The 14,967-nt window shown below is 67.1% G+C and carries 14 protein-coding genes; 7 read left to right on the forward strand and 7 right to left on the reverse strand.

Annotated features, from left to right (window positions below; all coding sequences use genetic code 11):
- From EPO55_RS18900 to EPO55_RS18910, 3 genes are all read left to right on the forward strand, one after another.
- The coding region (locus EPO55_RS18900; RefSeq protein ID WP_296338678.1) for a DUF169 domain-containing protein at nucleotides 1-483 on the forward strand (483 nt) is incomplete at its 5' end.
- The gene (locus tag EPO55_RS18905) at nucleotides 483-965 is read left to right on the forward strand and encodes a 2'-5' RNA ligase family protein (RefSeq protein ID WP_296338680.1); all 483 of its coding nucleotides are present in this window, start codon (nucleotides 483-485) and stop codon (nucleotides 963-965) included. The genes EPO55_RS18900 and EPO55_RS18905, both read left to right, overlap by 1 nt.
- On the forward strand, nucleotides 962-2,071 hold the full coding sequence (locus EPO55_RS18910) for a hypothetical protein (protein WP_296338682.1): 1,110 nt from the start codon (nucleotides 962-964) through the stop codon (nucleotides 2,069-2,071). Before EPO55_RS18905 ends, EPO55_RS18910 begins: the two co-directional genes overlap by 4 nt.
- Here EPO55_RS18910 and EPO55_RS18915 read toward each other — a convergent pair.
- From EPO55_RS18915 to fabI, 5 genes are read right to left on the reverse strand one after another with little or no spacing between them, the layout of a single operon-like run.
- Complete coding sequence (locus EPO55_RS18915) at nucleotides 2,068-2,721, reverse strand: heme-binding beta-barrel domain-containing protein (RefSeq protein WP_296338683.1); 654 nt, start codon at nucleotides 2,719-2,721, stop codon at nucleotides 2,068-2,070. The two genes, EPO55_RS18910 and EPO55_RS18915, sit on opposite strands and share 4 nt — an antisense overlap.
- Nucleotides 2,722-2,761: 40 nt before the next feature.
- The gene (locus EPO55_RS18920; RefSeq protein ID WP_296338685.1) at nucleotides 2,762-4,525 is read right to left on the reverse strand and encodes a S49 family peptidase; all 1,764 of its coding nucleotides are present in this window, start codon (nucleotides 4,523-4,525) and stop codon (nucleotides 2,762-2,764) included.
- Nucleotides 4,526-4,545: 20 nt separating this feature from the next.
- Complete coding sequence (locus EPO55_RS18925) at nucleotides 4,546-5,082, reverse strand: hypothetical protein (RefSeq protein ID WP_296338687.1); 537 nt, start codon at nucleotides 5,080-5,082, stop codon at nucleotides 4,546-4,548.
- 10 nt (nucleotides 5,083-5,092) lie between these two features.
- Entirely contained in the window at nucleotides 5,093-6,163 is a 1,071-nt protein-coding gene (aroC, locus tag EPO55_RS18930) for a chorismate synthase (protein WP_296338689.1), read from the reverse strand.
- Between the two features lie 10 nt (nucleotides 6,164-6,173).
- Nucleotides 6,174-7,010 (reverse strand): enoyl-ACP reductase FabI, encoded by an 837-nt coding sequence (fabI, locus tag EPO55_RS18935; RefSeq protein WP_296338690.1) that lies wholly within the window; start codon nucleotides 7,008-7,010, stop codon nucleotides 6,174-6,176.
- 80 nt (nucleotides 7,011-7,090) lie between these two features.
- Here fabI and pdxH point away from each other — a divergent pair, with 80 nt between their 5' ends.
- From pdxH to EPO55_RS18950, 3 genes are read left to right on the forward strand one after another with little or no spacing between them, the layout of a single operon-like run.
- Entirely contained in the window at nucleotides 7,091-7,684 is a 594-nt protein-coding gene (gene pdxH / locus EPO55_RS18940; protein WP_296338691.1) for a pyridoxamine 5'-phosphate oxidase, read from the forward strand.
- Nucleotides 7,685-7,691: 7 nt separating this feature from the next.
- A complete protein-coding gene (locus EPO55_RS18945) occupies nucleotides 7,692-8,588 on the forward strand; it encodes a cation diffusion facilitator family transporter (RefSeq protein WP_296338692.1) in 897 nt (298 codons plus the stop codon).
- Nucleotides 8,589-8,592: 4 nt separating this feature from the next.
- Nucleotides 8,593-10,098 (forward strand): bifunctional aminoglycoside phosphotransferase/ATP-binding protein, encoded by a 1,506-nt coding sequence (locus tag EPO55_RS18950; RefSeq protein ID WP_296338693.1) that lies wholly within the window; start codon nucleotides 8,593-8,595, stop codon nucleotides 10,096-10,098.
- Here the strand turns inward: EPO55_RS18950 and uvrA are convergent.
- A complete protein-coding gene (uvrA, locus tag EPO55_RS18955; RefSeq protein ID WP_296338694.1) occupies nucleotides 10,095-12,989 on the reverse strand; it encodes an excinuclease ABC subunit UvrA in 2,895 nt (964 codons plus the stop codon). The genes EPO55_RS18950 and uvrA overlap by 4 nt on opposite strands.
- Before the next feature lie 73 nt (nucleotides 12,990-13,062).
- Nucleotides 13,063-14,307, reverse strand: coding sequence for an MFS transporter (locus tag EPO55_RS18960; RefSeq protein WP_296338695.1), 1,245 nt, complete (start codon nucleotides 14,305-14,307; stop codon nucleotides 13,063-13,065).
- 195 nt (nucleotides 14,308-14,502) lie between these two features.
- On the opposite strand from EPO55_RS18960, the gene ssb reads away from it, so the two are divergent.
- On the forward strand, nucleotides 14,503-14,967 hold a 465-nt coding region (gene ssb / locus EPO55_RS18965; protein WP_296338696.1), incomplete at its 3' end, for a single-stranded DNA-binding protein.

Raw genomic sequence — 14,967 nt, forward strand, 5'->3', positions numbered from 1 at the left:
CACATGAACGGCGTGTGGTTCGGCAACAAGGAGGCCTCGGCCGCGCACCAGGCGCAGATGCCGCGCGTGCCGGACGGCAAGTACAACGGCCTGGTCGTCTCGCCGCTGCGTTCGGCGCGCCTCGATCCGCCCGACATCTGCATGTTCTACGGCACGCCCGGGCAGATGATCTATTTCATCAACGGCCTGCAGTATCACCGCTACCGCCGCTACGACTTCACGGTGACGGGCGAGAGCGCCTGCGCCGACTCCTGGGGCCGGGCACTCGCCACGCGGCAGACCTCGCTGTCGCTGCCCTGCTTCGCCGAGCGCCGTTACGGTGGAGTGGCCGACGACGAACTGTTGATGGCTTGTCCGCCGGACGAATTCCTGCGCGCCATCGAAGGCATGGGACATCTCGGCAAGAACGGGCTGCGCTACCCGTTCCCGCCCTACGGCGCGGTGATGGACCCGGCGTTGGGCATGGCCAAGAGCTATAGCTGATGCTGTATGTCGTGGCCTGGCCGGTGCTCGGCGAGGCAGACGACATCGCGCTGCGCCGGTTGCGGGCGCGGTATCACCTCACGCAAGCGGACATGATCGGTCCGCATTTCACGCTGGTGTTCGGCGTGCCGCTCGAGCGTGAGGCGGCATTGCGCGCGGCGCTGGAGGCAATCGAGCGCCGGCCGTTCTGGTTCATGATCGACCGCATTGTGCGCAACGATCTCCATCTTTTCGCCGAGCCGTCCGACGGTGCCGTGGAATTGACCGAATTGTACGAGACGCTCAACCCGGTGCCGGGGGCCATACCTTTTCAGCCGCACATCACGCTGGGCCTGTTCAACCACGCCGCCGAGGCTGAGCAGGTGGCGCGCATCGTCGGGCGCCAGCATCTGCCGATGACCGGCCGGATCGAGGAGCTGGCGCTGCTCCGTCGTGAGGGCGAAAGGTTAGAAACCCTCGCGACCCACCGTCTCGCTGCATGAAGACGCTAGGCCGGTTGGCGATCGGGCTGGCGGCGGTCGTCGCGCTGCTGTTCGTCGTGGGCCGACCGATGACATGGGGTGAGGCGGCATTGGTCATGTGGGACCTCGCGGCTGGCGGGGCGCCTACCGTGTGGCAGGAGGTGACCGACCCGCCGAGCGAGTATCCGACGCGCTGGGACAGCGGCGAAGGCGATCTCTATCTGCCCACCGGCAATGTCCGGGCCGCGATGGTCCTGGTGCCCGGTGCCGCGGTGCTGGGCCGCGACGAGCCGCGCTTGCAGGCATTGGCGCGAACTTTCGCGCGCGCGGGCTTCGCCGTGCTCGTGCCGGAGCTGCCCGAGGTGCGCCAGCTCGCGCTCTCACGCGCCGACGGCGGCCGGGTCGCGAGCGCGCTGCGGCAACTGGGCAAGTGGCAGCCTGACATCCCGCTCGGTGTGGCGGCCATTTCCTACGCCGTCGGGCCGGCAGTCATCGCCATGCTGGAAGACGACCTGACGGCGCGGGTCGCGTTCCTGGTCAGCATCGGCGGCTATCACGACATCACGGCGGCGATCCGCTTCATCACGACCGGCGCCTTCCGTCCGATGGGCGACGGCCGGGAGTTCCGACGCGAACCCAACAGCTACGGCCGCTGGGCGTTCCTGCACGCCAATGCCGGCCGCCTCGACAACGCCACCGACGCCAGATTGCTGCAGGACATTGCGCGGCGCCGCTTCCGCAATGCAGACGCCGATATCGCACCTCTGTCGGCAGCGCTGGGACCGCAGGGGCGGGCCGTCCTGGCCGTGGTCGACAACCGCGACCCCGATGCCGTGGTTGCCCTGATCGCGGACCTGCCGGAGCGTGTCCGCCATGAAATCGACGGGCTCAACCTTGCGCTCTACGACCTCGGGAGGCTGCGCGGTCATCTCATCCTGGTCCATGGCCAGGGCGATCCGCTGGTGCCCTACAGCGAGAGCCAGAGCCTGGCGGCATCGGCATCGGGCGCGCGCGTTTCGCTGTTCCTGATGGACGACATCGGCCACGTCGAATTCAACGCCGTCAGCCTTGGCAATGCCTGGGCCATGTGGCGGGCCATCGTCGCGCTGTTGGGCGAGCGGCGCTAGCCCGCCTTGTCGTCCTTCAGAAGACCGACGAGCGGGTTCGGCACAGGCGGCGCGATCCGCCGCAAGGTGTTGGTGTCGTTGTGGTTGAAGGCCGGCTCCTTGCCGCGGACCGCCAGATCCGTGCGCGTCACATAGGTCCAGCTGCCGTCATCGTTGAAGGTGATGTCGATGCGGTAGTAGTCGGTGCGGAACGCCTCCTCGAGAAAGCCCGTCGAGCAAATTCCGAAGCGCGTATCGCCGCGCCGCGCTTCCACCGAAATGCGTTTGTCGTCCGGCGCCGCCTTTCCGCCTGCCAGCACCACCTGGCCGCGCGGAATCGCGATGCTCTGCATGATCAGCCCGGTGGCCGGTTCCCACAGCCAGTAACCGACCTGATCGTGGAACGTGGTGGCTTCCTCGGCCGTGTTGATATGGATGTGGTAGCGCAGTCCATAGAGGAGCTGGGGCCCGTTGGGCTGCGGATCGATCGGCTCCATTCGTATATGTTCGCGGTAGACGCGTCGTTCGGGGCCTTCCGCCTTGGGACTGACGTCCACCCCCTGATCGGACTGCCATACGCCGGCCAGGCGGCGCAGCGGGCCAAGGTTGGCCAGCGTGTCCGGTGAGATATCCTCGGGTTCGGTGAAGATGTCGTCGGGGATATTCGACATGAGGCTCCTTGCTTGACGTAAAGGGTGGCCGGCGTCGGCGTTAACGCCAGAGCGGTGGCAGCGGCGGCAGGCGCACGTTGCCGGGGCGTGCCACGATGCCCATCCGTGCCAGTGCCTCGCGGACCTCGCGCGGGGCGCGAACCGTGGGACCGCCGGCATCGACGCCGGTCATCCGGAACAGGCGATCGAACAGGCGTTGCCAGCGGTCGTGTTCATCCGGATAGCGGCGGATCTCGACCTGGCGCGTCTCGTCGATCCCCGCCTTTGCCTTGGCGATGCTGAGTGCCAGCTGCAGCCCGCCCAATTCGTCGATCAGGCCGGCACGCTTGGCATCGATGCCGCTGAAGACGCGGCCGCGCGCGGCCGCGTCGAGCCTGGCGCCATCGAGCTTGCGCGCTTCGCCGACCTGGCGCGTGAATTCGCGATAGACACCGTCCAGTTCACGCCCGACCACAGCGCGCTGCGCCGCCGTCGGCGGCTGGAAGGCGGAGTACATGCCGGCATTGGTGCCGACCGAGATCCGTTCGACCTTGACGCCCAGCGAGGCCAGCAGTTCCGATGCGACCGGCCAGATGGTGAACACGCCGATCGACGCAGTAATGCTGGTCGGCTGAGCCACGATCACGTCGGCACGAACAGCGGCAAGATAGCCGCCGGACGCCGCAACGTCGCTCATCGAGGCGATGACCGGCTTGCCGGCGGCCCGGGCGCGACCCACGGCGTCGGCGATGGCATCGGCGGCGGGATAGGTGCCGCCCGGCGAATCGATGCGCAGCACGATGGCCCGTACCTCCTTGGATCGCGCCGCGTTCTCGAGGGCATCGACCACATCCTCGGCGTTGGCCACGACATCGTCATCGAGCAGGCCGCCGTCGCCGCTGGGGCGGGAGACGATCGGCCCGTTCACCCGGATCAGGGCAATGACGTCGCCGCGCGGGACCGGCCGCGCGGCGTCGCCTGCGTAGTCGGCGAGCGACACCAGATCGCGAACGAGGCCGGCGCGCTGCCAGACGTCCTCCAGGGCATCGCCGCGATAGCCGATCCGATCGACCAGGCCTTCCTCGCGCGCCCGTTCCGCATCGAACGGCGCCGCGTCGATGAGACGTCGGACCTGTGCCGCTTCGAGGCGTCGATCGCGTGCCATGTCGGCGACGAACTGGCCAAACAGGCTGTCGAGGAGCTGCTGCAGATTCTCGCGGGCAGGGCCGGTGTAGCCCGTCTCCAGGAGGCTGTCGGGCGCGCTCTTGTATTCGTAGCGCTTGCCGCCCTCGACCCGGACACCGAGCCTGTCCAGCCCGCCCTTGAGGAAGGGGGTCTCGACGGCGATCCCGGTCACGGCGAAGCCGCCGCTCGGCTGCAGCCAGATCTGGTCGAGCGCGGAGGCGAGGTAGTAGTCGCCGAGGTGACTGCCGCTGCCACCCAGCGATTCGGCAAAGCCGACCGCGAACTTGCCCTTACCGCGGAAGCTGGCAATCGCCTGGCGCAGCTCCTGGACACGTGCGAGTCCGGCCTGATCGTCGCCGATCTCGACGAACAGCCCGATGACGCGCGGATCGTCGGCTGCCTGCCACAGGAGCTGGACAACATCGACGAGGTCGCGCGAGCTGCGGAACAGGCCGCCATGCAACAGGTCGGAGGACGCGGCTTCGGGCGGCACGTTGCGCAGGTCGAGTGACAGCACCATCGACCGCGGCAACGGCCCGGCCGCGAACGGGTTGTAAGCGAGCAGGGCGACGCCGCCAGCCACCAGAAGAAGCGTCAGGACGCCGATGGTCGCGAAGAGGCCAACGAGGTATCGCCGCATGGCTGAGTCTCCAGTCGGGCCTAGGATTTCGTAAGATTCGGCCGAAATGTCCGAACAGCGTCAAGCATCGCGGACGACGAAAGGTCGAGCCCATTGTCGCGGACGAGAACGGCGGCTGGCATGCCGCGGATCGGACGCAAGCTGTCGTCGAGACCCCACAGCGAGAGTTTGAGGTCGGCCGCGATGAAAGCCTCCGGCAAGAGCCCGATCTGGAGCTGCGGGCGCATGGCCAGCCGGCGCAACCTGACCCACTGGATATCGTCCCACGCCAAGCGCCGGTCACGACCGAAGCCCAGCAATATGCCATTGTGATCGATGACGATCTGCGGCTCGCGATTCTTGAAGCGGCTGACGCCGACGAACCCGTAGTAGCCCATCGCCAGGGCGAGCACGGAGAAAAGCACGAAGCGCGGATCGTTCAGCGACAGCGTCGGCGCGTTCGCCGAATTGGTGGCGAAATGCACGATCGCGCCAACGATCATGACCGCGGCGACGACGGCCATGCCGATATTGTGCACGGGGCTATAGCGGGCCTCGACGGGCTTGTGGGCCGCCATGCCGTCGGCCTCAGCCGCACTGGGCGCGATGGCGCAGCAGATGGTCGGCCAGAACGCACGCCACCATGGCCTCGGCCACCGGCGTGGCGCGGATCCCGACGCAGGGGTCGTGGCGGCCCTTGGTCCGCAACTCGACCTCATTGCCGTGACGGTCGATGCTGCGAACAGTCGAGAGGATGGAGCTGGTCGGCTTGACGGCCAACCGGCAGACGACGTCCTGGCCGGTCGAGATGCCGCCCAGGATGCCGCCGGCATGATTGCTGAGGAAGGTGGCCTCTCCGTTCTTCATGCGCATCTCGTCGGCGTTGTCCTCGCCGCTCATGGAAGCGGTCGCGAAGCCGTCGCCGATCTCTACGCCCTTCACGGCATTGATGCTCATCAGCGCCTTGGCGAGATCGGCGTCGAGCTTGTCGTAGACCGGATCGCCTAGGCCCACGGCCAGGCCCGAGGCCACGACCTCGATCACCGCGCCGCACGAGCTGCCGCGCTTGCGCACGTCGTCGAGGTAACCCTCCCAGCTCTGGGCCGCCTGCCGGTCGGGGCACCAGAACGGATTGTCGCCGGTGGCGGTCCAGTCCCAGTTCGCCCGGTCGATCTTCTGGGTGCCGATCTGGATCACGGCGCCGCGAATGGAAACAGCATCGCCCAGGATCTTGCGGGCGATGGCGCCGGCGGCGACGCGTACCGCGGTCTCGCGGGCCGACTGCCGGCCGCCGCCGCGATAGTCGCGCACGCCGTACTTCTTCAGGTAGGTGTAGTCGGCATGGGACGGCCGGAACTGATCCTTGATCTCGCTGTAGTCGCGGCTGCGCTGGTCGACGTTGTCGATGTGGAGCGCAATCGGCGTGCCGGTGGTGACGCCCTCGAACACGCCGGACAGGATCTTTACCGTGTCGGGTTCCTGGCGCTGGGTGACGAAACGCGACTGGCCGGGACGGCGCTTTTCCATCCAGACCTGGATGTCGGCGTCGGCGAGGGGAATGCGCGGCGGCGTGCCGTCGACGATGCAGCCGATCGCCGGCCCGTGACTTTCGCCCCAGCTCGTAAACCGGAAAAGAGTGCCGAAGCTGTTGCCGGCCATGGCCGCCGGCCTACTCGCCCTCGAAATTGCCGAGCAGCTCGGCGATCTGCTTGGCCGACGAGGTATTGATCATGCCGACGACGTGGTAGCCGGCATCGACATGCATCACTTCGCCGGTGACCGCGGTGCCCAGGTCCGACAGCAGGTAAAGGCCGGCGTTGCCGACTTCCTCAGTGGTGACGTTGCGCTTCAGCGGTGAATTGAGTTCATTCCACTTCAGTATATAGCGCCCGTCGTTGATGCCGGCGAAGGCCAGCGTCTTGATCGGTCCCGCGGAGATGGCGTTGACGCGGATCTTCTGCTGACCGAGATCGGCGGCCAGATAGCGCACGCTCGCCTCGAGGGCGGCCTTGGCCACACCCATGACGTTGTAATGGGGGATAACGCGCTCGGCGCCGTAGTAGGTGAGCGTGAGCAGGCTGCCGCCGTTCTTCATCAGCGGCACGGCACGTTGCGCCACCGAGGTGAAGGAGTAGCAGCTCACATTCATGGTGAGCTGGAAGTTCTCGGGGCTGGTGTCGAGGTAGCGGCCCTTGAGCTCATCCTTGTTCGAAAAGGCGATGGCGTGGACCAGGAAATCCAGTTCGCCCCAGCGCTTCTCGATCTCGGCGAAGGTGGCGTCGATGCTGGCGGCGTTGGTGACGTCGCAGGGCAGGATGATATCGCTGCCGATCGAGCTGGCCAGAGGCCGGACGCGCTTTTCCAGGGCCTCGCCCTGGAAGGTGAAGGCAACCTTGGCGCCGTTGTCGTGGCAAGCCTTGGCGATACCCCAGGCAATCGAGCGCTCGTTGGCGACGCCCATGATCAGGCCTTTTTTTCCGGCCATTAATTGTGCAGCAACGGTCATCCCTTGTTCTTAGCGGGGGATCGCCATTGGGACAAGATGCCGGTGGTGGAAGGCTTCGGCGGCCCCCTATATTGTAGGTCATGATCCGGGAGAATTCCGACCCCCTGGCGCTTTTCAGGGACTGGTACGCCGAGGCCGCCAAGAGCGAGCCCAACGATCCTGACGCCGTGGCGCTGGCCACGGTTGGGCCCGATGGCACGCCTTCGGCCCGTATGGTGCTCCTCAAGGGCTACGATCCGGCGGGTTTCGTGTTCTACACGAACTACGAAAGCCGCAAGGGCCAGCATTTGCTGGCCCATACCAAGGCCGCGCTGCTCTTCCACTGGAAGTCGCTCCGCCGCCAGGTCAGGCTGGAAGGGCCGGTCTCGCAGACCACTCCGGAGGAGGCTGATGCCTATTTCGCGACCCGGGCCCGGGGCAGCCAGATTGGCGCCTGGGCGTCCGAACAGTCGCGTCCGCTCGAGAGCCGCTTTGCCCTGGAAAAGCGGGTGGCCGAATATGGCGCCAAACACCTGATCGGCACCGTGCCGCGGCCGGCCCATTGGTCCGGGTTCCGGCTGCAGCCCCTGCTGATCGAATTCTGGCAGGATGGGGCGTTTCGGCTGCACGACCGCCTCGAATATCGCCGGCCGGGGCCGGGTGAGCCCTGGACCACACGGACGCTCTTCCCCTGAGGCGATGATGACGGCCGATCTTCCGCGTCTGATGCGGGCAGCGACCATCGCCTCGATGGCGGTGGCGGTGGCCCTGATCGGCGCCAAGACGGCGGCCTGGCTGATCACCGAGTCGGTCAGCATGCTGTCGTCGCTGGTCGACTCGTCGCTCGACTTCCTCGCTTCCCTGGTCACCTTCCTCGCCGTCCGCCAGGCGCTGACTCCGGCCGACGCCGACCACCGCTTCGGTCATGGGAAAGCCGAGGCTTTGGCGGGATTGACCCAGGCCGGCTTCATCGCTGCGTCGGGTGGCGGCCTGCTGCTGACGGTGGGCGACCGCCTCCTGCATCCGCACGAGGTCCGGCATGAGGCGGTGGGCGTGGCCGTCAGCCTGCTCGCCATCGTGCTCACCCTGGCTTTGGTGGTCTTCCAGAACTACGTCGTGAAGCGGACCGGCTCCATCGCCATCGGCGCCGACAAGGCACACTACAAGACCGATCTCGTGAGCAACGTTGCGGTCGGTATCGCGCTGTTCCTGGCAGGCCGTTTCAACCAGCCGCTGATCGACGCCGGCATGGCGGCCCTAGTGGCGCTGTACCTGATCCATGGTGCCTGGGGTGTCGGGCGCGGCTCGCTCGACGTGCTGATGGATCGGGAGCTTCCGGACGCGGATCGGCTGCGTATCGTGGACATCGCCAGGCGTCATCCCGAGGTACAGGACATCCACGACCTGCGCACCCGATCCTCGGGTCTCACCAAATTCATCCAGCTTCACATCGAACTCGACCCCACGCTCGCCCTCACGCGGGCGCACGAGATCGGCGACCAGGTCGAAGCCGATATCCAGGCGGCATTCCCGGATGCCGAGATCATCCTTCACGTCGATCCCTTCGGCGTCGAGGAACGACGTGTCGGGTTCGCTTGAAACCGTGACAACCCGTCCATCCTTCGTCGTAGAAGATCAGTCGGAGGTCATCGACTTTCTCGGCGCCCGGCTGGCGCCGGCGCGGCGCATCGACACCCATGGCGCCGTCGTGTTTCTTTCGGGCGAGCGCGCCTACAAGCTGAAGCGCGCGGTGAAGTTTCCTTACATGGATTTCTCTACTTCGGGCCGGCGCGCCGTCATGTGCGCCGCCGAGATCGACATCAACCGCCAGCTCGCGCCCGAGGTCTATCTCGGGGTTGCGCCGGTCCGGCGCGGCCGCGACGGCGCCCTCGTGCTGGGCGAGCCGGGCGAGGCGTGCGACGATGCGGTCGACTGGCTGGTCGTCATGCGCCGCTTCGACGAAGACGGGCTGCTCGATCGCATGGCAGCGCGCGGCGCGCTGACGCCGGAACTGATGACGGCGCTGGGTGCGCGCGTCGCCCGCTTTCACGATGGCTTGCCGGCGATTGCCGCGGGCTTCAGCGGGCCCGACGACTACCGGCACTCGGTGGCCGCCGACGTGCGCCAGATGCGCGAGGCCGGCGAGCGCCTCGATCCGCCGACCAGCGAGGCGCTGGCCGAGGCGATGCCGCGGGCGCTCGAGCCGTGGATGGATCTGGTGGCGCGGCGCCAGGCGGCCGGGGCGGTACGGCGCTGCCACGGCGATCTCCACCTGCGCAACATCGTGCTGCTGGCCGGTGAGCCGGTGCCGTTCGACGCCATCGAATTCTCCGACAAGATCGCCAACATCGACGTCCTCTATGATCTCGCCTTCACCTTGATGGACCTGTCGCGGCAGGGCCTGGGGGCGCTCGCCAACCGGCTGTTGAACGAATGGCTGTGGCGGATCGCCGAGCTGCCGGCGGCGCCACACGATGAAGCGCTGGCATTGCTGCCGCTCTTTCTCGCGCGCCGTGCCTCGATCCGGGCCTATGTCGATTCCTCGGCGACCGCTGTCAGCGGCGCTGACAACGCTCCCGCGCGGGCCTACCAGCGGGCAGCACTTGCCTTCCTGCAGCCGGTGCCGCCACGCCTCATGGCCGTCGGTGGTCTGTCGGGCAGCGGCAAGACGACCCTGGCGCTGAGGCTGGCCCCGGATATCGGCCGGACACCTGGCGCCGCCGTGGTGCGGAGCGACGTCGAGCGCAAGCGCCTGGCCGGCATCGGACTGGAGGAGCGGATGCCGGCGGGAAGCTATTCACCCGAGTCCTCGGCCCGGGTCTACGCTGCTCTTCTGTCGCGCGCTGAACGTATCTTGCGAGCTGGTCACAGCGTCGTGCTCGACGCGGTCTTTGCCCGCGCGGACAAGCGTCAGGCAGCAGAGGCGCTCGCGGCCCGGATCGGCGTGCCCTTTGAGGGCATCTGGCTCGACGTGCCCAAGGAGGTGGCCCAGGCCCGCGTCGCCGGCCGCAAGGGTGATGCCTCGGACGCCACGCCCGACGTCGTCGAGCGCCAGTTCGGCTACGACCTTGGCGACATCGGGTGGCAGCGACGACCCGCCGGAAGCTAGGCCCGCTTCTTGGTCGCTGAACTGCGCGGCAGGTGGCGGGCGAGGTACTGGCCGGTGTAGCTCTCGGCCACCTTCACGATCGCCTCGGGCGGACCTTCGGCGACCAGCCGGCCGCCGCCGGCGCCGCCGTCGGGACCGAGATCGAGGACCCAGTCAGCGGTCTTGATGACTTCGAGATTGTGCTCGATCACCAGCACCGTGTTGCCGGTCTCGACCAGGCGGTGAAGCACTTCGAGAAGCTTGCGCACGTCCTCGAAGTGCAGGCCGGTGGTCGGCTCGTCGAGAATGTAGAGCGTGCGGCCGGTGGCGCGGCGCGACAGTTCCTTGGCGAGTTTGACGCGCTGCGCCTCGCCGCCCGAGAGCGTGGTCGCCTGCTGGCCGATGTGGATGTAGCCGAGGCCGACCTGCTGCAGGGTCAGAAGCTTGTCGCGGATGATCGGCACGGCCTTGAAGAATTCGCAGCCCTCGTCGACCGTCATGTCGAGTACGTCGGCGATCGACTTGCCGCGGAAGACGATCTCGAGTGTCTCGCGGTTGTACCGTTTGCCCTTGCAGACGTCGCACTGGACGTAGACGTCGGGCAGGAAGTGCATCTCGATTTTTATGACGCCATCGCCCTGACAGGCTTCGCAGCGCCCGCCCTTGACGTTGAACGAGAAGCGCCCGGGCTTGTAGCCGCGCTCCGTCGAGTCCGGCAGCTGCGAGAACCAGTCGCGGATCGGCGAGAAGGCGCCAGTGTAGGTGGCGGGATTGGAACGAGGCGTGCGGCCGATCGGCGACTGGTCGATGTCGACGATCTTGTCGAGGTGGCCCACGCCGTCGAGCCCGCTGTGCACGCCGGCATGCTCGCGGGCATTGTTCAGCCGCTTGGCGAGCGCCTTGTAGAGCGTCTCGACGATCAGCGTGCTCTTGCCGCTGCCTGACACGCCGGTGACGCAGGTGAAGGTGCCGAGCGGAATGCTGGCCGTGACGTTCTGGAGATTGTTCTCCTTGGCGCCCTTGACCGTCAGCCAGCGGCCGCCCTTGCCCTGGGGTGGCGGCTCGCGCCGTACCTTGGGGATGGGGATCTGGCGGAAGCCGGAGAGATACTGGCCGGTGAGGCTGGCGCTGTTGCGCATGACTTCCTCGGGCGTGCCCTGGGCAATGACATGGCCGCCGTGCGCGCCGGCGCCCGGGCCCATGTCGACCAGATGGTCAGCGGAGCGGATCGCGTCCTCGTCGTGCTCGACCACCAGCACCGTGTTGCCGAGGTCGCGCAGTCGGGTCAGTGTTTTCAGCAGCCGGTCGTTGTCGCGCTGGTGCAGGCCGATCGACGGCTCGTCGAGCACATAGAGCACGCCGGTGAGGCCGGAGCCGATCTGGGAGGCGAGCCGGATGCGCTGGCTTTCGCCGCCCGACAGCGTGCCTGAGCCACGGTCGAGCGTGAGGTAGGAGAGGCCGACGTTGTCGAGGAATCCCAGCCGCTCGTTGATCTCCTTCAGGATGCGCTCGGCGATCTCGCGCTGCTTGGCCGTGAGCTTGGGCGGCAGGTCGAGGAACCACCTGACGGCATCGCCGATCGAGAATTCGGTGACCTGGCTGATGTGCAGCCCGCCAATCTTGACGGCCAGCGCCTCGGGCTTCAGCCGCGCGCCGCCGCAGACCTCGCACTTGCTCTCGTGCTGGAAACGCTCGAGCTCCTCGCGCACCCAGGAGGAATCGGTCTCCTTCCAGCGACGGTCGAGGTTGGGGATGACCCCCTCGAACGGCTTGGTGGTCTGGTACTGGCGAATGCCGTCGTCGTAGCGCATGGCGATGGATTCGCCGCCGCTGCCCTGGAGGATGGTGTCGCGCACCTTCTTGGGCAGGTCGCGCCACGGCGTCGACATCTTGACCTTGAAGTGCTTGGCGATGCTCTCGAGCGTCTGCATGTAATACTGGCCCGAGGAATCGGCCCATGGCGCGATCGCGCCTTCGGCCAGCGACAGACGATCGTCCGGCGCCACCATCTCGGGATCGAAGAACATCTTCACGCCGAGACCGTCGCACGCCGGGCAGGCGCCTTGCGGGGCGTTGAAGGAGAACAGCCTGGGCTCGATTTCCTCGATGGTGAAGCCCGAGACCGGACAGGCGAAGCGGGCCGAGAACACCGTGCGCTCACCGGTGTCGGCGTTCTCGGCGATGGCGAGGCCCTCGGCCAGGGTGAGCGCCGTCTCGATCGAATCGGCGAGGCGATTGCCGAGGTCGGGCTTCACCACGATGCGGTCCACGACCACGTCGATGTCGTGCTTGTATTTCTTGTCGAGCGCCGGCGCCTCGGCGATCTCGTAGAGCTTGCCGTCGACCTTTACGCGCTGGAAGCCCTTGCGCTGCAGCTCCTGCAGTTCCTTGCGGTACTCACCCTTGCGGCCGCGCACGATCGGCGCCATCAGGTAGAGCCGCGTGCCGTCGGCCATCGCCTTGACGCGATCGACCATCTGCGAAACCGTCTGGCTCTCGATCGGCAGGCCGGTCGCCGGCGAGTAAGGCACGCCGACGCGCGCGAACAGCAGGCGGAGATAGTCGTAGATCTCGGTGACGGTGCCGACCGTCGAGCGCGGGTTGCGCGAGGTCGTCTTCTGCTCGATCGAGATCGCCGGCGACAGGCCCTCGATGGAATCGACGTCGGGCTTCTGCATCAGCTCGAGGAACTGGCGCGCATAGGACGACAGGCTCTCGACGTAGCGGCGCTGGCCCTCGGCGTAGACCGTGTCGAAGGCAAGCGAGGACTTGCCGGAACCGCTCAGACCGGTGATCACCACCAGCCGGTCGCGCGGCAGGTCGAGGTCGACGTTCTTGAGATTGTGCTCGCGCGCACCACGGATCGAAATGAAACGGTGCGGCTCGGCGACGGGTAAGCGGGATTTGGCCATAGGGACCGGAGAATAGGGTATGCGCGGGATCACCGCATATGGCGATTAACCCCCAGGCCCGCCAGCCTTGATATCAGGCCGTCTGTGCTTGCGCTGCTAGCACGCGGTCCGTGGGCCGGTCGTTCATCAGCAACTGCATGGTGCCGGCGGCCAGCCCGACCAGGACGCCGATCTTCCAGGCGAGGTCGTAGGAACCCATCAGATCAAAGAGATAGCCGCCGCCCCAGGCCCCGAGGAACGAGCCCGCCTGGTGGCTCAGGAAGGCGATGCCGGTCAGGGTCGACAGGAAGCGCAGGCCGAAGATCTGCACCACCAGGCCGTTGACCAGGGGGATGACACCCAGCCACAGCGTGCCCATGGCGGCACCGAACAGGATCACGCTGAGCGGGGTCGGCGGAAACATGAAGAACAGTGCCAGCGTGAGGGAGCGCAGAAGATAGATGCCGCCCAGCAGCAGGCGCTTGGGATAGCGGTCGCCCAGCCAGCCGAACAGCCAAGAGCTCAGGATGTTGAAGCCGCCGATCAGCATCAGGGCGATGGCGCTGTAGCTCGCATCCATGCCGCACTGGGCGAGGTAGGTCGGCAGGTGGGTGGTGAGGAACACGAGCTGCAGCCCGCAGACGAAGAAGGCTATCGCCATGACGACGTAGCCGCTGTGGCGGCGCGCCTCCTCGAGGGCACCCATCAGCGTCAGATCGCGGTCGGTCGGCAGGCTGTTGGGCAACCTGTCGGCGCGGCTGCCGATCCAGGCGGCCGGCAGCATGGCGAAGGCGAGAATGACGAAGGCCCAAACCGCGGCCCGCCAGCCGTCGGTATTGAGAAGGTAGGCGGCAATCGGCGCCGTCAGCATGGTGCCGACCGAGCCCGCGGCCGAGACGAGTCCGAAGGCAAGCGTGCGCCGGTTGGGCTCGACCACGCGAGCGGCGATATTGGCCGTGATGCCCGAGGTCGTGCAGGCGAGCGCTACGCCGATCAGCACGCCAGCCCCCAGCACGATCGCAAGGGCGCCCTCAGCGGTGGCCGTGAGCCAGATGCCAAGGATGAACAGGGCACTGCCGATCAGCGCCACCCAGCGCGTGCCGTGCTTGTCGGCGAACACACCGGCGATCGGCTGGCTGAGGCCCCAGGCAACCTGCTGTACGGAGATCGCGAGGGCGAAGTCGGAGATGGCGATGCCCAGTTCCTTGGACGCCGGCGCCTGGAACAGGCCGAGGTTCTGCCGGATGCCCATGGCCAGGGTCATCATCAGCGCCGCCCCGCCCAGCATGGCGTAGGCTTGGCCTCGGGAGACCTCGGGAACGTGGAAGGATTTGCTCATGGGGCCGGAGGATAGGGGAGGCTCTGCTTGCACGGCCAATGAATTGTCAGAGGGCTGCCATGAGCCAGCCTCACGTCGGGTCTCCGGATCGACACAACCCAAAATTGGTGGCTGCCCACAGGCGGGTGGGTCTACCTTGCGCGCCGTGAGGTAGGTGCCGCGACCCGCGGCACCGGGAAAGCGAAGGAGGCCCCCATGGCGGGCAGCGTCAACAAAGTCATTCTCGTCGGCAACCTGGGTCGCGACCCGGAAGTGAAGTCTATGCAGGACGGCCGATCCATGGTGAACATGTCTATTGCCACGTCGGATACGTGGCGGGATCGCCAAAGCGGCGAGCGTAAGGAGCGCACCGAGTGGCACCGCGTCGTCATCTTCAACGAGAAGCTGGCGGAAGTCGCCCAGAAGTTCGTGCGCAAGGGTTCTAAGATCTACATCGAGGGCCAGCTCTCGACGCGCAAGTGGACCGACCAGAGCGGCCAGGAGCGCTACACGACCGAGGTCGTGATCCCGCGCTTCGGCGGCGCGCTGACGATGCTCGACGGCCGCAGCGGCGGCGAGGGCGGCGGTGGCGGTCCGGCCGGCGGCATGGACGATGATGCCGGCGGCAGTGCCCCGGCATCGGGCGGTGGCGGCGGTCGCCCGGCCGCGCGCGGCGGCAAG

This window comes from Reyranella sp. (assembly GCF_004296935.1).
Classification (GTDB): Bacteria; Pseudomonadota; Alphaproteobacteria; order Reyranellales; family Reyranellaceae; genus Reyranella.